Source organism: Flavobacterium cryophilum (assembly GCF_048286555.1).
Lineage (GTDB): Bacteria > Bacteroidota > Bacteroidia > Flavobacteriales > Flavobacteriaceae > Flavobacterium.
Genome location: NZ_JBLVPZ010000004.1, coordinates 188,754 through 208,627 on the forward strand (window position 1 = coordinate 188,754; position 19,874 = coordinate 208,627).

13 protein-coding genes, 1 tRNA gene and 1 pseudogene are annotated in these 19,874 nt (G+C 37.8%); 3 read left to right on the forward strand and 12 right to left on the reverse strand.

Annotated features, from left to right (window positions below):
* Positions 1-186: 186 nt before the first annotated feature.
* The 3 genes from ACNQGJ_RS08770 to ACNQGJ_RS08780 are packed head-to-tail and all read right to left on the reverse strand — an operon-like array spanning position 187 to position 2,418.
* Positions 187-747 (reverse strand): DUF5683 domain-containing protein, encoded by a 561-nt coding sequence (locus ACNQGJ_RS08770; protein ID WP_417973833.1) that lies wholly within the window; start codon positions 745-747, stop codon positions 187-189.
* Positions 747-1,646, reverse strand: coding sequence for a ParB/RepB/Spo0J family partition protein (locus ACNQGJ_RS08775; RefSeq protein ID WP_417973834.1), 900 nt, complete (start codon positions 1,644-1,646; stop codon positions 747-749). The genes ACNQGJ_RS08770 and ACNQGJ_RS08775 overlap by 1 nt, the downstream gene beginning before the upstream one ends.
* Before the next feature lie 4 nt (positions 1,647-1,650).
* Complete coding sequence (locus tag ACNQGJ_RS08780) at positions 1,651-2,418, reverse strand: ParA family protein (protein ID WP_417973836.1); 768 nt, start codon at positions 2,416-2,418, stop codon at positions 1,651-1,653.
* Between the two features lie 419 nt (positions 2,419-2,837).
* On the opposite strand from ACNQGJ_RS08780, the gene ACNQGJ_RS08785 reads away from it, so the two are divergent.
* Together ACNQGJ_RS08785 and trxB are read left to right on the forward strand one after the other, a co-directional pair.
* Positions 2,838-2,912 (forward strand) — tRNA-Pro (locus ACNQGJ_RS08785).
* A gap of 131 nt (positions 2,913-3,043) precedes the next feature.
* Positions 3,044-3,991, forward strand: coding sequence for a thioredoxin-disulfide reductase (gene trxB / locus ACNQGJ_RS08790; protein WP_417973838.1), 948 nt, complete (start codon positions 3,044-3,046; stop codon positions 3,989-3,991).
* A 178-nt stretch (positions 3,992-4,169) separates the two neighbouring features.
* On the opposite strand, the gene ACNQGJ_RS08795 is transcribed toward trxB, so the two are convergent.
* The 5 genes from ACNQGJ_RS08795 to ACNQGJ_RS08815 all read right to left on the reverse strand — a co-directional run bounded on the left by ACNQGJ_RS08795 (position 4,170) and on the right by ACNQGJ_RS08815 (position 8,580).
* A complete protein-coding gene (locus tag ACNQGJ_RS08795; protein WP_417973840.1) occupies positions 4,170-5,003 on the reverse strand; it encodes a GIN domain-containing protein in 834 nt (277 codons plus the stop codon).
* Between the two features lie 82 nt (positions 5,004-5,085).
* Positions 5,086-5,826 (reverse strand): head GIN domain-containing protein, encoded by a 741-nt coding sequence (locus ACNQGJ_RS08800; protein ID WP_417973842.1) that lies wholly within the window; start codon positions 5,824-5,826, stop codon positions 5,086-5,088.
* Positions 5,827-5,830: 4 nt separating this feature from the next.
* Positions 5,831-7,585 (reverse strand): PspC domain-containing protein, encoded by a 1,755-nt coding sequence (locus ACNQGJ_RS08805; protein WP_417973844.1) that lies wholly within the window; start codon positions 7,583-7,585, stop codon positions 5,831-5,833.
* 2 nt (positions 7,586-7,587) lie between these two features.
* Positions 7,588-7,920, reverse strand: a complete 333-nt coding sequence (locus ACNQGJ_RS08810) for a PadR family transcriptional regulator (protein ID WP_282717246.1) — start codon at positions 7,918-7,920, stop codon at positions 7,588-7,590.
* A gap of 204 nt (positions 7,921-8,124) precedes the next feature.
* Positions 8,125-8,580: a DUF4870 domain-containing protein gene (locus ACNQGJ_RS08815; protein ID WP_417973846.1), complete on the reverse strand. Its 456-nt coding sequence runs from the start codon at positions 8,578-8,580 to the stop codon at positions 8,125-8,127.
* A 206-nt stretch (positions 8,581-8,786) separates the two neighbouring features.
* Here ACNQGJ_RS08815 and ACNQGJ_RS08820 point away from each other — a divergent pair, with 206 nt between their 5' ends.
* Complete coding sequence (locus ACNQGJ_RS08820) at positions 8,787-9,239, forward strand: DUF4442 domain-containing protein (protein WP_417973848.1); 453 nt, start codon at positions 8,787-8,789, stop codon at positions 9,237-9,239.
* An 87-nt stretch (positions 9,240-9,326) separates the two neighbouring features.
* Here the strand turns inward: ACNQGJ_RS08820 and ACNQGJ_RS08825 are convergent, their stop codons facing one another.
* The 4 genes and pseudogenes from ACNQGJ_RS08825 to ACNQGJ_RS08840 form a co-directional block, all read right to left on the reverse strand.
* On the reverse strand, positions 9,327-9,560 hold the full coding sequence (locus tag ACNQGJ_RS08825; protein ID WP_417973850.1) for a hypothetical protein: 234 nt from the start codon (positions 9,558-9,560) through the stop codon (positions 9,327-9,329).
* Between the two features lie 150 nt (positions 9,561-9,710).
* On the reverse strand, positions 9,711-13,214 hold the full coding sequence (locus tag ACNQGJ_RS08830; protein ID WP_417980343.1) for a PKD-like domain-containing protein: 3,504 nt from the start codon (positions 13,212-13,214) through the stop codon (positions 9,711-9,713).
* Positions 13,215-13,517: 303 nt separating this feature from the next.
* Positions 13,518-13,661: pseudogene (locus tag ACNQGJ_RS08835) on the reverse strand (PKD-like domain-containing protein); the annotation flags it as partial.
* Positions 13,662-13,673: 12 nt separating this feature from the next.
* Entirely contained in the window at positions 13,674-19,790 is a 6,117-nt protein-coding gene (locus ACNQGJ_RS08840) for a PKD-like domain-containing protein (protein WP_417980344.1), read from the reverse strand.
* Positions 19,791-19,874: the final 84 nt, after the last annotated feature.

Genomic DNA, 19,874 nt, shown 5'->3' on the forward strand with positions numbered 1-19,874 from the left:
CACAAAATCCGGAAAAGAAGGTATTCATGCGAATCGAATCAAGTTCTTTAATTTCTGAATAATTTACTAAGGTGATTAATAGTAAAACTGTCGTAATGATAAAAAAATTTTTCTTTCCAATCTTATTAATTAATGACATAATGAACTGTTCTTTCTTTATTAAAGTTTGTAGGCTAATTTTGGATTCTAAAAATTATAATTAAATGTTAGTCCAACATTAGTCTTTAATGTTACATCATTTGGATAAAGAACGGGTCTTACTGATAAGTTTTCATCCACATTGAATTGTATTAAAGCGGCATCCACATTAGCATCTATAATATTTAATGCATAAAATGCCAAGGTTACCAAGGCTGATAAATCTCGATTTCGTTGGTAAAATTTTTGTCCGGCAATCAATCGATTGTTATCTAAGAAAGCCAAATCATCGGTAATATATCCTTCTAATCTGCTTTTGTAAGCATCTCTGTATTGGTGGTATTTCCTGTTGCTGTCAATATAAAAGTAAACGCTGGTTCCTAATGCTCCGTATACGAGCGGTATTTTCCAGTATTTTTTATTGTAAGCCTGACCTAAACCCGGCAAAATAGCCGAAAAAAAAGCTGCTTTTGCAGGAGTCAACGGATCAATGTCATTTGATTTCAAAGTATCTGTAGCGACAAGCACTGCTTCTGTTTCCGTTTGGGCAAAAACAGTAGTATTTCCTGCAATTAAAATAAATAGACCTATGAAAATAATTTTATGCACTACTGGTTTATTAATTTAATAATTCTGTTGAAGTCTTCTTCAGAATGAAATGGAATAGTGATTTTTCCTTTACCGTTTCCCGCTACTTTAACATCAACTTTGGTTCCAAAATAATTTGTAAAAGTGCTTTTGTGAGCTTCAGCAATTTCAAATGAAGCTGCTTTTGGCTTGCCGGCAGGTTTTGGTTTTAAACTTTCCTGATAGTTTTTGACTAACGCTTCCGTATCTCGAACAGATAGGTTTTGACTGACTATCTTTTGATAAATATCAGTCTGAATATCTTGATCTTCAATATTAATTATCGCACGACCATGACCCATACTGATAAAACCATCTCGAATTCCAGTTTGGATTATTGGATCCAGTTTTAAAAGTCTCAAATAATTAGCGATTGTAGACCTTTTTTTGCCTACACGCTCACTCATTTGTTCCTGAGTCAGCTGAATTTCATCAATTAAACGCTGGTACGATAGTGCAATTTCAATTGGATCTAAATCATGGCGCTGAATATTTTCCACCAAAGCCATAATCAATGATTCGTTGTCATTTGCAATACGAATGTATGCAGGAACTGTTGTCAATCCCACAAGAGTCGACGCACGAAGACGACGCTCACCAGAAATCAATTGGTATTTATTGAAGTCTAATTTACGCACGGTAATAGGCTGAATAACGCCTAATTCTTTGATAGAAGTCGCTAATTCTCGCAATGATTCCTCATTAAAATTGCTTCTGGGCTGAAACGGATTTATTTCAATCGCATCAATTTCTAGCTCTATAATATTGCCTACAACCTTATCGGCATTTTTATCGTTTACGGATTTTATATCGTTTTCCGGATCTTTCAATAACGCAGATAATCCTCTTCCTAAGGCTTGTTTTTTTATTGCTTTTGCCATAAAACTATTTGCTGTTTTTCTTTATAACTTCTTGAGCCAGATGCAAGTAATTAGTAGCTCCTTTGCTTGTTGCATCGTAATTTATTATACTTTCTCCAAAGCTTGGCGCCTCGCTCAGTTTTACATTTCTTTGAATGATCGTGTCAAAAACCATGTCGTTGAAATGTTTTTGAACCTCTTCAACTACTTGGTTTGATAGACGTAATCTCGAGTCAAACATGGTCAAAAGCAACCCTTCGATGTCTAAATCCGGATTGTGAATTTTTTGGATGCTTTTTATCGTATTTAATAATTTCCCTAAACCTTCCAGCGCAAAATATTCACATTGAATAGGAATAATCACAGAATCAGCAGCAGTCAAGGCATTTAAAGTAAGCAATCCAAGAGATGGTGCGCAATCGATGATGATATAATCGTAGTCGTCTTTGACACTCTCCAATGCTTTCTTAAGCATATATTCCCTGTTTTCTTTATCGACTAATTCGATTTCAATAGCAACCAGATCTATATGGGATGGAATAATATCCACATTTGGGGCGGAACATTTTATGATGGCCTCCTTCGGCGTATGACTATGTTCCAGAATTTGATATGTACCAATCTCAACTGATTCAACATCAATACCTAATCCTGAAGACGCATTTGCCTGTGGATCAGCATCGATAAGTAATACTTTTTTTTCTAAAACACCCAGTGAAGCGGCAAGATTAACTGACGTTGTAGTCTTTCCTACTCCACCTTTTTGATTAGCAATCGCAATGATTTTGCCCATTTATTTTTCTAAATTTTGAACCGTAAAAATACAATTATTTATGGTTTCTAAAAATCTATTTTGTTAACATTTGTTAAAGCTTGATTAGTCGCTATTTGACAAATCCCATTTCTAAAACAGATTTTATTTTAAAGTAGCTATTCCAGAGGTATGCCACAAATTCTTGAGCTACTCCCAGTTTTTTATAGAGTCTTTAATGGAGCTTCCATTAGTTAGGCTTTTCTGTCAAAAAAAAATTGAGAGCAGCTCGAAGAAGCTTTAAATTTCCTTATAGGCTGGGGGAGTTGTTGTTGACTACGCCGTGAAAAAATAAATTATTTTACAGCTGACCCTTGATTTTCAAAACAAATAAATTTCGTTATTAATTTGGGAAATAGTTTTGCATAAGCCAAAAATAGTGGTATATTTGCAGCCGCTTTCGGGGTGTAGCGTAGCTCGGTTATCGCGCCTGCTTTGGGAGCAGGAGGCCGCAGGTTCGAATCCTGCCACCCCGACTAAAAATCCTTTCTGTCTCAACAGAAGGGATTTTTTTATTATAGAATAACAAAAACTGATTATTCAGGTTCTATACTACAGTAATTATGACTTATTTTTGCACTGTTAAAAATTATATATAATCGTAACTATGTCAGATACAATCGAAAAAATTAAATGTCTTATTATAGGTTCTGGTCCAGCAGGTTATACTGCCGCAATATATGCCGCCAGAGCAAACATGAATCCTGTTTTATATCAAGGAATTCAGCCTGGAGGCCAACTAACAACGACTAACGAAGTAGAAAACTGGCCAGGAAATCCTGTAGGAATAACTGGACCTGAAATGATGGTGCAATTGCAATTGCAAGCACAACGATTTGGTACTGATGTGCGGGATGGTTGGGCAACTAAAGTTGATTTTTCAGGTGACGTTCATAAAGTTTGGATCAATGATACTAAAGAATTACACTGTGAGACAGTTATTATTTCTACTGGAGCATCAGCTAAATATTTAGGTTTACCATCAGAACAACACTATTTGAAAATGGGTGGCGGAGTTTCTGCTTGTGCCGTTTGTGACGGTTTTTTCTATAGAAATCAAGAAATAGTAATCGTTGGAGCAGGAGATTCAGCTTGTGAAGAAGCACACTATTTATCAAAACTTTGTAAAAAAGTAACCATGTTAGTGCGTAGCGAAAAATTCCGAGCTTCTAAAATTATGGAAGAACGCGTGCGTAAAACAGCGAATATTACCATATTAATGAATCACGATACGATTGAAGTATTAGGAGATGAACAAGTAGTGACTGCGGTTAAGGCTTTAAATAAAACTACAAACGAGGTTTTTAACATTCCCGTAACTGGTTTTTTCGTAGCTGTTGGTCACAAACCAAATACAGATATTTTCAAAGATTATATCGCGTTAGACGAAACTGGATATATTATCAATACTCCAGGAACATCAAAAACAAATGTTGATGGCGTTTTTGTGGCGGGTGATGCTGCGGATCATGTGTATCGTCAGGCCATAACTGCAGCAGGAACAGGTTGTATGGCTGCTCTTGATGCCGAACGCTATTTGGCTTCTAAAGAATAAAATTAATTTAATTTTTTTTAAGATAAAAGATAGGTTGCCGAACGTTCTGTTGGTTAACTTTTCAAAAGGAAAAAGTCCCATTTGCTTTAGCAAGTGGGACTTTTTGTTGGTTAATAGACCCCTTAATCAATCCATTTTTTACTAGCTCGTCTTTGTAGCGAGTGAGGGAGAGGATTTTCTATTTCAACTTTTTTATCAATTTTGCTTCATCTACAAATTTTCTGATTTCAATTTTTGGAGCGCCCACAAGTTGGATCTCTGATTTATCAGCAGCGTCTATGATAACTGTTGTTACTGCATTTACGCTGCAATTGGAATAACTTTCTGTAGTTACATCAACATTTTTTACAACTAACTTATTTCCTGTGAAGCTCGAGTTATTATCTGTTCTAATTATGGCATTCGTCGCATCTCCTTCAATAGTTGCCTCTGATTTCTGGTATAAATCCACTTTCAAATCAGTTGTGGCAACCAAGGCTTTCAAAGATGCATTTTTACTTAATTCGATGGTAGTATTTTCGGATTTTAAATTGAGTTCTATTTTTGATTTATCATCAGATTGTAACACAAAGTTTTTAGCACTCACATTCAAAAATAGTTTGGAAGTATCGTATGTTCTAAGTGTCAAATCATTCAATAAAATTTCCTGAATTGCATTCACAGTCGCTTCATTTTTAGATGTAATCAGGTTTAAATCATTGCTGTAAGTTACTCTAATAATTAGTTTCTTGTAATTGGCGGCTTGTTTTGTCGTGTAAATACGAAGCATATTGTCTCTTAAATCCAGTGAAATTATATTGTGCAAATTTTCATCAGCTTCGATTTTTAGTTCGGTTTTTTCACCTCTTTCCAAGTGTACTTCGAGATTGTCTTCAACGGTAAGCGACTCAAAATTCCCAACTTCCCTATGTTCTATAGTTACGGTTTTGGAGCCTTTTATTTTTTCTTTTTTCTGTGCAAATGTGAATGTGGTTGATAAAAGGAGCAGGAGTATAGCAGTGTATTTTTTCATAATCATTTGGATTAGTGTCGGCACAAATATAAAAAAATCATCCACTTGTGATGGATGATTTTTTTATTTTAGTAAAGAGTTGTTATTCTTGACGAATACTTCCTCCGGAATTACTTTCTTTTCGAAGTGATTTTGGGACTTTATTGTAGCTTATACTTCCTCCGCTTGAGGCTTCGGCATCTAAACTTACAATGGGATGAGTACGTATGGTGGCGCCACTGGAAGCTTCGGCATTAACTTCATTCGCCATTAAGTTTTCAGCTTCAATTGCACTGCCACTTGATGCATTAGCTTTCATTTTTAATCCCATTCCACTGATGTTTATGGAGCTTCCGCTACTTGAATCACAGGTAATATCATCTGATTCTAGACTCAGGTTAATAGTTCCGGCACTAGAAGTATTTAGTGTGATATTTTCTCCTTTTATAGTGTTTATGCTTGTTATTGATGCACTGCTATTGGCCTCTAATTGATCGATAACAGGCATTTTTACGGTTACTTTCTTTGATTTCGTATTGATAAAAGAATTTTTATCACAAGAAATAATCAGTGTGCCATTTTCAACTTTGGTAAGAATGTGTTTTTGTAAATTATCATCAGCCTCAACTACTATTTCAGTTACGTCTGATTGTTCAATGACAAGATCGATGGCATTACTGACTTCTATGCTTTTGAAATCACCTTGAACAATTCTTTTTTCGGTGGTAACATTCCCGCTTCCTTCAATTGATCGTAAATTTAAGGTATGGTTACACGATGCGAATAGTAAGGCAGTTAAGGCAACCAGAATAAATTTTGTAATTAATGTAATGATTTTTAACATAGCTTTAATTTTTAATGATTACACCGTTTTTACTTATGGATAAGCCTTTTTTGGTTCCAGCTTCATTTACAGTTACCGTTTCACCGTTTACTTTTACTGTAGTTGCAGTAACACTGTCATTTTCTGTTACTTTTCCAGTAATGTTTACTTCAACACTATCTTCATCTGTTTCAACATCATTATACTCGTTTTCATCAGCAGGGCAATTTAAACATTTTATTTGAGAATTTTCTACTTTGTAAATGTAATTGTCTGAACTGTAGTGTAAGTTGAAAAAGGAATCATCAGATCTGTCGTAATTTTGTACCGATGAATCTGGTTTTATAAGTGTCCCAACCGGCAAGTATAAAAACACTTCTACTTCCTGATCACGGAATTTATTTTTGAAATCAGTTAATAAATAGTTGTCTAAAATCAATTGGTTTCCAATAATTTTATATCCATATTGAATTTTTTCAGCTGTTTTTTTAGCTTCCGACAATGATTTTCCTTTGGCTTGTTTTTCAATTTGAAGATAAGGCATCTTTTCATCCGTTTTCATGATATGAATGAGAACTTCATTCGAATAAATCACTTTGGTATTCGTAGAATCTTCAGTAATTATGAAATCGTGATGATCATCTACATTTTTTGAAAAATAATCATTGTGTACAAATTTTATACGCAAGGTATCATTTTCTTTCAATGGGATTGTTTCCTTATTTACAACTCTGCCATTAGCTGAAAACTCTGCTATTTGTTTTACACCTATTGATATTAATAATGCAATTGAAATTATCCAAAGTGCTAATAGGGTATATTTAGCAATATTTCCAATAGATTTCATATTTGGGGCTAATAATTTGAAACCCAAAAGCATTAAGAAAAATGCCGGAATACTCACAGCGGTGTAAAATAAAACTCCAAAAAACCAAATAGGATAGTCAGTGAAATTTCCGGATTCAATAAAATCGTGAAAGGGGAAATTAGTGAAACCCGTTGAACCTAGCGATAAAACACCAATCAAAAATACAATTAATATTGCTAAACTGGACATAATCAAAATCACACCCAGAAATTTCGCAAAAATCTTGAAAACAGTCAAGATGAAATCACCAAAAGAGCTTCCTATTTTCCCAGCACTCGTTTTTATTTGATTGCCATATTTGTCATAATCGACATTTTTTAATTTTCCAGAAACACTTTCAAACTCTTCCCGTACTTTTTTTTCGATATTCGAAATATTTACCGGTTCCCCAGTCATTTCTAATTTTTCGGAGGTAGTGATGGCCTCTGGAGTTACAATCCAAAGAATGATATACGCTAAAATTCCAGTTCCAAATCCAGCAAAAACTAATAAAATTAGAACGATTCTGATCCATACGGAATCAATTCCAAAATAGTGGCTCAATCCTGCTGCAACACCACCAATCATACCTTTTTCTTTATCGCGGTATAATTTTTTTGTTCTTGTGCTTGAGTACTCATTGAAGGATTGAGAACCTTTTAACTCATCTTCAATAATGTAGTCTTCAGGCTGTCCCATTACGGCAATAACTTCATCTACATCTTTTAAACCGACAACATGTTTGTCGCTTATTTGTTTCTCATTCAATAATTCTGAAACGCGCATTTCGATATCTTTTATGATTTCATCGTGTCCAGATGAATTAGATAAAGAACGTTTTATAGCATCAAAATATCGCGTTAATTTTTGGTATGCATCTTCATCGATATGAAAGAACATTCCGCCTAGATTTATATTTACAGTTTTGTTCATGACTATTGTTTTTGGTTGGTTATAAGGTTTACGGCATCGGATAATTCAGTCCAGGTGCTACTAAGTTCTTTTAAAAATGTTTGTCCTATTTCAGTTAGACCGTAATATTTTCTTGGTGGTCCGGATGTGGATTCTTCCCAACGGTAGTTGAGCAATCCATCATTTTTCAATCGGGTTAGCAGCGGGTAAATAGTTCCCTCCACGACTAATAATTTTGCGTTTTTTAATGTGTCCAATATTTCCGATGTGTATGCATCTTTTTCTTTTAATACGGATAAGATGCAAAACTCGAGAACACCTTTACGCATCTGGGCTTTTGTGTTTTCAATGTTCATAATTTCTTTGTTTTGATTTTGTGGTGATTAAACGGTTCATTTTCTGATTGATGATTGATTTTTTTTTTGGAGCTAATTCCTGCTTTCCATTTCAATCTTTTTTATTTTTAAAGGAAAAATAAAAAAGGATTTCCATTTCAATCAGGGCTATTTGGTTCGTTTTATTTATTACGTCTATTCTCTTTTAATCGATTTTATTTTTTCCTACTTAATAAACGGAATAGTTATAGGATAGTTATATTTTTCACCATTTGAGGTCTTGATTGATGCATAAATGATTAAAAAGAATTCAGCCACTTTCAAAAGGCCAAAAATTAAAACAGCAACTAGACCTACTGTTAACATTCCAATGTTTCCTTCAAAGCTAAAATTTCTAAAAACAAAATCGTGATCATTGATTACCGCTTCTAAAGGAACATTTTTAAACAGTGTAATTAAAAATGTTGGAACAGCAATTAGGATCAGCACTAAAGAATACAAGAATAAACTCAATTGAAAATTAAGTACTTGTTTTCCGTGGTGATCCACAAATTCAGAACTTTCCTTTTTTGAAGTCCACAGTATTATTGGAAAAATATAATTTCCAAACGGAATAAAATATTGAGTCAATGCACTCAAATGAGTAAATGTAGCGGTGTTTTTTTCGGTTGTTGTTTCCATGATTAAAAGTATATAGTAATTTCTTATGCAAATATATATCTAAAAGATAGTATCTTGTTTCGCATAGTACCAAATATTAACATAAAATTAACGAATAAATTTAATATGTACGCATAGTATTTTTTTGTATTTTAGCAAAAAAGCTTGCAATAATGGAATCGCAATATAGATACCAGATTCCTTTAAAAAACAAATAGTAGCTACGTATGAAACTTACAGTGTCAAAACTTAATAAATTTCTCTTGTTTAAATTACCCTCTGCATTTATCTGTGGTGTGCGTGTAAACGAGATTACTGAAAATAAATGTGTGGTATCAGTAAAACACCGCTGGATTAATCAAAATCCATTTAATTCGATGTATTTTGCCGTGCAAGCCATGGCTGCTGAGCTTTCTACAGGTGCTCTAGTAATGTTCCAAATTCAAAGTAGCGGGAGGAAAATATCAATGCTTGTCGCTAATAATAAAGGAAATTTTACCAAAAAAGCGACGGGAAGAATCACTTTTACCTGTAAGGATGGTCATTTAATTGAACAAGCGATTCAACAAACAATTGCTACCGGAGAAGGACAAACCTTCTGGATGAAGTCTCTTGGAACGGATGAAAAAGGAGTTCAAGTTTCTGAAATGGATTTTGAATGGAGTGTTAGAGTTAAATAAAAAACGCTAAATTGTTTGTAAAAACAGAAAAACGCCTCCGAATCTAGAAGCGTTTTTTTAAGGAAATTAAAATTTATATTTGTTAGATTAACACTTTTTTCCACTTGTTTTTGCGGCTGGCGCATCACATTTTTTTCCTTCGGCCTTGCATTTTGCTTGGCATTTTTCTATTTCATCAGCACTCATTGCTTTTGATTTTGAATCTTTTTTAGCACAGCAAGATTCTTTTTTAGCTTTTTCTGTTGTAGTTGTTTTACTTTCTTGCGCACTAAGATTCATTGTTAAAAATGCGATTGCTATGCATGCTATACTCTTTTTCATTTTTATAAATTTAAATGGTTTTTCTTTTTTTTGCTTTGATTGCAAATTCGAAATTATAATTCAAATATAAAAAATAATTCAAATCAATTATTAAAATTCGGATTAATATTTACTTAATTGAAGCCGTTTCTATTGCTGGAAATATACAATTTATTTGATAATGATTTTTTTACTGTACGCTCCTTTTGAAGTTTTTAGTTTTACGATATATACACCTGAACTTAAATTTTTAATTGGAATTTGAATTTTGCTTTGGTTTTCATTTTTCACATCCCAATTAGCCACAGCTTGTCCTAATAAATTGAAGAGACTCACCTCATTCACACTTGAATCAAGCATTTTATTTTGAATAATTAAGACTTTATAATTGTTGGAATATAGAACTAGGAGTCCGTCATTTAAATTATTTTCATCAACATCAAGTGTCTTATTGGTGAATTGAAGAGAGAAACGTTTTCTATATTCCCCAGAGGCTAATGAAATCGTAAAATCAGCAGTACGAATGTTATGATACATTCCCGTTACGTTATCATAGATGTAAATTTCAGTTGACCCAGATATATTTTCGAGAGCATCAATTTTAATCGTCAATTTACCTTCGTTTCCTACAGTAAGCCCTAGAGGAATAATTTGATTTTCATCAAAATTTGCAATGGCTTGGATCACATATTCAATATTATTAATTTCCCAAAACATATCATCTACGCTCAAGTCAAACATTGGGGCATCATACCCGATGTCAAAAACAGAGGTTGTACCACTATCGGCTCCAAGTAATAGTTGTCGATGCACACCAACTGAAGAATGAAAACCAAGTCTGATTTTTGATCTTGTATCGATTTCTGCATTTGAATCTTTTGTACTTGATTTAATTGTTCCACCTGTTTTCATAAAGAGAGAGTTTCCTGAACTTTCTTTGACAAATACTCTTTGGCTATTTTTAAAAGTTAGTGTGCCACCATTAACTACAGTTGGAATTTCAGGCCCTGTTAATCCAGAGTCTAGATTAGCGTCAACAAAAAATCCTTGTGCTACGGGGATGTATCGTTCCGGTATTTTTGTACCAGTTCCAGTGGCAGTTAAAGGACTGTCAGCAATGCCAGCGACTCCTCCCATTAACGTGTAGGTTGCATAACCACCTTCATATTCAGCTAAATAATGGTTGTTAGATAAGCCAAAATGATCCCAAAAATACAGAGCACCATTAAACACATTGTCAGTGTTAGTGCAGCCTGTACAATCTCTGAGGTTATCTTTTATGAATTTATTGGCGTCAAGAGCTGATGGGTATGGATTTCCTACTAAATACGTTTGGTCAAAAGGTAAAGCTAATGTAATAGTCCCAGAATTAGGTTTGCCGACAAAAACATAGTTTTGCAGTGATGTGATTGGAGCTATACCACCAGTTCCTTTCATGGTAAATCCTTCCCCCACTTTTATAAATGCCGTACTTCCAATATATTTCCATTGATAGTAATTTAATAAAGGGTCTGATAATGCAGGCGAATTAAAGGTCCATAACCAACGGTTACTTATGTTTATGGGAATTGAAAGGGATCCGTCGGCACTAAATGCACCTTCAACAAAATTAATAATATTTGTGGGACTAGTGCTCGGACCAAAATTAGATACATCTGCAAAATTATTTGTAATTGATGTTCCATCTCTCAATACGGTTCCAATGGAATAATTTATATTATTGGGACTTACTGGTGATGACCAATAATTGTAATTGAAACTATTTTTTTGACCTTGTTGGTCTCTTAAAAGTTTCCCGGTACTGCCTATGGCGATAGGATTTGCTAAAATCCCACCCTGAATTAATTGGGCTTCCCCTGTCAAACGTAAATCGCCACTTAGTAACGATACAAAGTTTGTAACCGTTAATTCAAACCCATCGAGGAGACTTATACCTTTGGCTCCAGCCGAATTATTTGTAGTTAAATTATAGAAAGTTTCATCAGTTTTTATTCCTGCATTTATAGTCTGAATTTGATTTGCTGTAGCACCGTTAAAAGTTACTGTTCCAATTCCCGGAATAAAAGAGCCACTATTTTTCCAGTCGCGACTAATTTGCAAATTTGAAACACCACTGGAAGCCATCGCAACCGTGGCTCCGCTTGCAATAATTAGATCTTGTGCGCTTGCAATATTGCTATATGCTGTTGCAAAAGCAGAGTTTGTGGGATCTATTAATGGCATATTTGGTTTTCCAGCATTAATGACTGCATTGATGGTGCTTGAAGGTAATCCCTGTTCCCAGTTTTTACAATCAAACCAATCAGTACTTACCAGTCCTGTCCAGATACCTGCTGTTCCGGTCGAAACGGTAACTGTTGCGGATCCAGTGAGATCTATTGATTGTGAGATACATTTAGCATCACTCAATGATGTGATAATATAAGTTTTATTTGTTGTGATATTAGGAATAGTAAATACAAAGGGATTTGCATTGATATTGTTAACCGTGGTTGCTGTTGTGCCATCACTATAAGTTACACTCCAAGGGGCAGTTCCTGTTAAAGCGACGGAGCAGGTGGCGGTACCATCATAACAGATGGTTTGTGATGGTCCTATGTTTGCCGTAGGTCTCGGATTTACTGTTATCGTTACGGTTTTTACCGTTCCAACACATCCTTTCGCTGTTGGTGTAATGCTATAAACTGCTGTTCCGGAATTTGCACCTGTTGCTGTCAATATTTGTGCAATTGTATTTCCGCTTCCTGCACTAGCTCCAGTTACATTCGTTTGAAGTACTGTCCATGCAAATGTAGTTGCTAGTTCAGTACTTGTCAGTGGAATATTAGTGGTGAAATCTGAGCAAATTATCCCAGGAGGAGCGGTTACTACAGGTATTTGATTTACTGTTACTGTCACATAAGTTGTTCCGTCAGGGCCAAAACTAGTACAGCCATTAAGATAAGATGTTACTGCGTAGGTAGTTGTTGCAGTTGGTGAGACGGTTGCATTTGTTGCATTGGTATTACTTATAATAGCACCTGTAGTGGTATTAACCCATTGCGATGTTAGCACTCCTACAGGTGCTTCAGGGATTTCTATGTTATCAATTGCCCATGAACTTCCTACTGTGCCTTGGTAGTTAAATCGAATTTTTAAGTTGGTTTGCCCCAAATAAGCACTCAAGTCGATACTCATATTAGTGCTAATATTATATGGAAGTTGAGTACTTGGCCCATTATATTGAGCCAAAATAGTGTTGTATGTGGCACCATCATCTATAGAAATTTCAACTTTTGCCGATGCACCTGCCAATAAATTATAGGCATGATCAAAATGTAAACTTGCTGATGTCAGCCCTAATGTATTAAAAACGGGCGTTTGTAATATGGAGTTAAAATTGCCATTTGCAATGACAAATTTTCCAGTTGAAGTATAATTTATGCCGGAATACGTACCTCCATTGGTAGCACTTTCTTGAAATGGACCGGGATTTGTATTACTGCCACCAGCAGATAAACAATTTCCACAACCATCCACCAACCAGTCTTTCGGATTAGCAGTATCAAAAGCACCGCCAGAAGCTAAATTTTGGCTGGTGGCATAACCGCTTTGTGAAGACAGAGTTGTTGAGTCACCTGCACATATTGTTGATGGTGTGGCTGTTACTGGAGAAGGTTTGATATTTGGAATCACGTTAACTATTGATGAGGCGGAATATACTTCCGGACATAATAATGATCCGTTATCTATTACAGCTCTAAATATTGTGGTTGTTGCTATATCTACATAATGATATGTTGCAGTAGTGTTTGCTATTGAGGTCCATGTCGCACCTGTTGTTGTAGATGATTCCCATCTAATAACGTTACCCTTATAACCATTTAAGGATAAATCACCTTCAGCAAGGTGACAAACAGTGGTAATATTGAAAGGGGGATTTACTGGAAGAGGAAAAATAGTAACTTCACCTGCTTGATAAGCTACTTCAACTACGACCGTCGCTGTTATTGATGAACCAATACAGCCATTTGCGGTTGGAGTTATGGTAAAAGTTATCGTTACTGGGGCATTGGTGGTATTGGTTAAGGCTCCGCTTATATTTCCGCTTCCGCTAGCTGCAATTCCGGTTACGATTCCTATGTTATCTCTGGTTCAATTAAAAGTGGTTGAGGCTATACTACTGGAAAGAGTCATCGGTGTAATTGAACTTCCTGAACATATGGATTGTGATGCTGGTGTTGCAGAGGCTACAGGTGTTGGAGTTACAGTTATCGTATAAGTGTGTGCTGTTCCCGGGCAGCCATTTACGGTTGGAATTACAGTTATGGTTGCTGATATAGGAGTTGCACCCGCATTCGTTGCTAGGAAAGCAGCGATGTTTCCTGTTCCTGAAGCAGCTAGTCCTATAGCTGTATTGCTGTTTGTCCAAGTAAATGTGCCTCCTGCGGGAGTGCTTGTAAAACTGGTTACAGGAACAGTAACCCCTTTGCAAACGGTAATGTTTGATGGCACGGTTACCGTTGGTGGTGGATTAACGGTAATGATATAAGTGTTTGCTGTTCCCGGGCAGCCATTTACGGTTGGAATTACAGTTATGGTTGCTGATATAGGAGCTGCACCCGCATTCGTTGCTAGGAAAGCAGCGATGTTTCCTGTTCCTGAAGCGGCTAATCCTATAGCTGTATTGCTGTTTGTCCAAGTAAATGTCCCACCTGCTGGAGTGCTTGTAAAACTGGTTACAGGAACAGTAACCCCTTTACAAACTGTAATGCTTGATGGTACGGTTACCGTTGGCGTTGGATTAACGGTAATGGTATAAGTGTTTGCTGTTCCCGGGCAGCCATTTACGATTGGAATTACAGTTATGGTTGCTGATATAGGAGTTGCACCCGCATTCGTTGCTAGGAAAGCAGCGATGTTTCCTGTTCCTGAAGCGGCTAATCCTATAGCTGTATTGCTGTTTGTCCAAGTAAATGTACCTCCTGCCGGAGTACTTGTAAAACTGGTTACAGGAACAGTAACCCCTTTACAAACTGTAATGTTTGACGGTACGGTTACCGTTGGCGTTGGATTAACGGTAATGGTATAAGTGTTTGCTGTTCCCGGGCAGCCATTTACGGTTGGAATTACAGTTATGGTTGCTGATATAGGAGCTGCACCCGCATTCATTGCTAGGAAAGCAGCAATGTTTCCTGTTCCTGAAGCGGCTAATCCTATAGCTGTATTGCTATTTGTCCACGTAAATGTGCCTCCTGCGGGAGTGCTTGCAAAACTGGTTGCGGGAATAGTAGCTCCATTACAAACTGTAATGTTTGATGGTACGGTTACCGTTGGCGTTGGATTAACGGTAATGGTATAAATGTTTGCTGTTCCCGGGCAGCCATTTACGGTTGGAATTACAGTTATGGTTGCTGATATAGGAGTTGCACCCGCATTCGTTGCTAGGAAAGCAGCGATGTTTCCTGTTCCTGAAGCGGCTAATCCTATAGCTGTATTGCTGTTTGTCCAAGTAAATGTCCCACCTGCCGGAGTACTTGCAAAACTGGTTACAGGAACAGTAACCCCTTTACAAACTGTAATGTTTGATGGTACGGTTACCGTTGGCGTTGGATTAGCGGTAATGGTATAAGTGTTTGCTGTTCCCGGGCAGCCATTTACGGTTGGAATTACAGTTATGGTTGCTGATATAGGAGCTGCACCCGCATTCGTTGCTAGGAAAGCAGCAATGTTTCCTGTTCCTGAAGCGGCTAATCCTATAGCTGTATTGCTGTTTGTCCAAGTAAATGTACCTCCTGCTGGAGTGCTTGCAAAACTGGTTACAGGAATAGTAGCTCCATTACAAACTGTAATGTTTGATGGTACGGTTACCGTTGGCGTTGGATTAACGGTAATGGTATAAGTGTTTGCTGTTCCTGGGCAGCCATTTACGGTTGGAATTACAGTTATGGTTGCTGATATAGGAGTTGCACCCGAATTCGTTGCTAGGAAAGCAGCGATGTTTCCTGTTCCTATAGCAGCTAAACCTATAGCTGTATTGCTGTTTGTCCAAGTAAATGTGCCTCCTGCGGGAGTGCTTGCAAAACTGGTTACAGGAACAGTAACCCCTTTACAAACTGTAATGCTTGATGGTACGGTTACCGTCGGCGTTGGATTAACGGTAATGGTATAAGTGTTTGCTGTTCCCGGGCAGCCATTTACGGTTGGAATTACAGTTATGGTTGCTGATATAGGAGTTGTACCAGCATTCTTTGCTAGGAAAGCAGCGATGTTTCCTGTTCCTGAAGCGGCTAATCCTATAGCTGTATTGCTGTTTGTCCAAGTAAATGTACCTCCTGCTGGAGTGCTTGCAAAACTGGTTGCGGGAATAGTAGTTCCATTACAAACTGTAATGTTTGATGGTACGGTTACCGTTGGCGTTGGATTAACGGTAATGGTATAAGTGTTTGCTGTTCCCGGGCAGCCATTTACGGTTGGAATTACAGTTATGGTTGCTGATATAGGAGTTGCACCAGCATTCGTTGCTAGGAAAGCGGCGATGTTTCCTGTTCCTGAAGCGGCTAATCCTATAGCTGTATTGCTGTTTGTCCAAGTAAATGTGCCTCCTGCGGGAGTGCTTGCAAAACTGGTTGCAGGAATAGTAGCTCCATTACAAACTGTAATGTTTGATGGTACGGTTACCGTTGGCGTTGGATTAACGGTAATGGTATAAGTGTTTGCTGTTCCCGGGCAGCCATTTACGGTTGGAATTACATTTATGATTGCTGATATAGGAGTTGTACCAGCATTCTTTGCTAGGAAAGCAGCGATGTTTCCTGTTCCTGAAGCAGCTAATCCTATAGCTGTATTGCTATTTGTCCAAGTAAATGTACCTCCTGCTGGAGTGCTTGCAAAACTGGTTACAGGAATAGTAGCTCCATTACAAACTGTAATGTTTGATGGTACGGTTACCGTTGGCGTTGGATTAACGGTAATGGTATAAGTATTTGCTGTTCCCTGGCAGCCATTTACGGTTGGAATTACAGTTATGGTTGCTGATATAGGAGCTGCACCCGCATTCGTTGCTAGGAAAGCAGCGATGTTTCCTGTTCCTGAAGCGGCTAATCCTATAGCTGTATTGCTGTTTGTCCAAGTAAATGTCCCACCTGCTGGAGTGCTTGCAAAACTGGTTACAGGAATAGTAGCTCCATTACAAACTGTAATGTTTGATAGTACGGTTACCGTTGGCGTTGGATTAACGGTAATGGTATAAGTATTTGCTGTTCCCGGGCAGCCATTTACGGTTGGAATTACAGTTATGGTTGCTGATATAGGAGCTGCACCAGCATTCGTTGCTAGGAAAGCAGCGATGTTTCCTGTTCCTGAAGCGGCTAATCCTATAGCTGTATTGCTATTTGTCCAAGTAAATGTCCCTCCTGCTGGAGTGCTTGCAAAACTGGTTACAGGAACAGTAACCCCTTTACAAACTGTAATGTTTGATGGTATGGTTACCGTTGGCGTTGGATTAACGGTAATTGTTCCTCCCATAGTTGCCGCTGGACAACCGCCTGATGTGGTTACGGTATAGTTAAAAGTTCCTGCTACCGTTGGGGTTCCACTGATAATGAAAGAATTCTGACTTGCTTTGTAAACCCCTATCACCCCTGCAGGTAATCCAGATACAGAAGCACCAGTTCCAGTTCCGCCTACATCATATTTAATATCTGTACTTGCAGTATTAATACAAAGTGTTTGACTTGTGGTTGCTGGTATTGATGTTAAAGTAAGAGTTGGCAATGGGTTAACTATAATTGTATACGTTGCCGTTGCTGTTTGTGGGGTACACGCATTGTTGCTGGTCACAGTCATTGTCAATGTAACAGTAGTTCCGGCATCTGCTGCTGTTGGGGCATAAGTTGGTGTTAAGGTTGTTGCTCCGGCTGTTATGGATCCCGCTCCGTTTTCTGTCCAAGAAATTGTTCCGTTTGTTGAATTAGTTCCACTTACAGTAGCAGTTGCGTTGGAACAAATGGTTTGACTTCCTCCTGCCGTTGAGGTTGGCAATGGGTTAACAATTATTGCATAGGTCGCAGTTTGAGTTTGTGGCGCACAAGCGTTGGTGCTGGTTACTGTCATTGTCAAAGTAACAGAAGTTCCAGCATCGGCCGCAGTTGGTGTATAAGTAGGAGTTAGCGTTGTAGCCCCTGCGGTTATATTTCCTGCACCATTTTCAGTCCATGAGATCGTTCCGTTTGTAGCGGAAGCACCACTTACGGTTGCTGTTGCATTTGAGCAAATGGTTTGTGTTCCACCGGCAGTTGCAGTTGGTAACGGATTAACAATTATTGCATAGGTCGCAGTTTGAGTTTGTGGCGCACAAGCATTGGTACTGGTTACTGTCATTGTCAAAGAAACAGAAGTTCCAGCATCGGCCGCAGTTGGTGTATAAGTAGGAGTTAGCGTTGTAGCCCCTGCGGTTATATTTCCTGCACCATTTTCAGTCCATGAGATAGTTCCGTTTGTAGCGGAAGCACCACTTACGGTTGCAGTTGCATTTGAACAAATGGTTTGTGTTCCACCGGCAGTTGCAGTTGGTAACGGATTAACAATTATTGTATAGGTCACAGTTTGAGTTTGTGGCGCACAAGCATTGGTGCTGGTTATGGTCATTGTCAAAGTAACAGAAGTTCCGGCATCGGCCGCAGTTGGTGTATAAGTAGGAGTTAGAGTTGTAGCCCCTGCGGTTATATTTCCTGCACCATTTTCAGTCCATGAGATCGTTCCGTTTGTAGCGGAAGCTCCACTTACGGTTGCTGTTGCATTGGAACAAATGGTTTGTGTTCCACCGGCAGTTGCGATTGGCAATGGGTTAACAATTATTGCATAGGTCGCAGTTTGAGTTTGTGGCGCACAAGCATTATTACTGGTTACAGTCATTGTCAAAGTAACAGAAGTTCCAGCGTCGGCAGCAGTGGGAGTATACGTGGGAGTTAGGGTTGTAGCCCCTGCGGTTATATTTCCTGCACCATTTTCAGTCCATGAGATAGTTCCGTTTGTAGCGGAAGCACCACTTACGGTTGCTGTTGCATTTGAGCAAATGGTTTGTGTTCCACCGGCAGTTGCAGTTGGTAACGGATTAACAATTATTGTATAGGTCGCAGTTTGAGTTTGTGGCGCACAAGCATTATTACTGGTTACAGTCATTGTCAAAGTAACAGAAGTTCCAGCATCGGCCACAGTTGGTGTATAAGTAGGAGTTAGCGTTGTAGCCCCTGCGGTTATATTTCCTACACCATTTTCAGTCCATGAGATCGTTCCGTTTGTAGCGGAAGCTCCACTTACGGTTGCTGTTGCATTGGAACAAATGGTTTGTGTTCCACCAGCAGTTGCAGTTGGTAACGGATTAACAATTACCGTGTATGTTGCAGTTTGAGTTTGTGGCGCACAAGCATTATTACTGGTTACATTCATTGTCAAAGTAACAGAAGTTCCAGCGTCGGCCGCAGTTGGTGTATAAGTAGGAGTTAGCATTGTAGTCCCTGCAGTAATAGTTCCTGCACCATTTTCAGTCCATGAGATAGTTCCGTTTGTAGCGGAAGCTCCACTTACGGTTGCTGTTGCATTGGAACAAATGGTTTGTGTTCCACCGGCAGTTGCAGTTGGTAACGGATTAACAATTATTGTGTATGTTGCAGTTTGAGTTTGTGGCGCACAAGCATTGGTACTGGTTACTGTCATTGTCAAAGTAACAGAAGTTCCAGCGTCGGCAGCCGTGGGAGTATAAGTAGGAGTTAGCATTGTTGCTCCTGCAGTTATATTTCCTGCTCCGTTTTCAGTCCATACGATTGTTCCGTTAGTCGCGGAAGCTCCACTTACTGTTGCCGTTGCATTTGAACAAATGGTTTGTGTTCCTCCGGCAGTAGCAGTTGGTAAGGAATCTACTGTAAAAATTCCTGAACTGGAAGCAGTTCCTAAAGGAGTAACTACTGAAATAAATCCAGTTGTAGCAGTTGCACTTAGTATTGCAGTTATTTGGGAGTTATTATCGATAGTAAAAGAAGTTGCTGTTATACCATTAAAGGTAACTGAAGTCGCTAGGCTAAAACCGGTTCCAGTTATGATAACTGAAGTGCCAGAACCAGTACAAGCGCTAGTTGGAGAAAAACTCGATATTGATTGGGCAAAACTATCCACACTGAATAGAAAAACTATCAAAAAAACAAAAAGATATGTTTTCGAATTTTTTAATACAAAAAAAGAATTAACATTGAATCTAGAGTAGTTTTTTTTCATAATAGGCACACTTTTTAATCAAATAATTAATGATTTTTGTAAACTAGACACAGTATAATCCATGACTGGTTCATAAGTAAAATA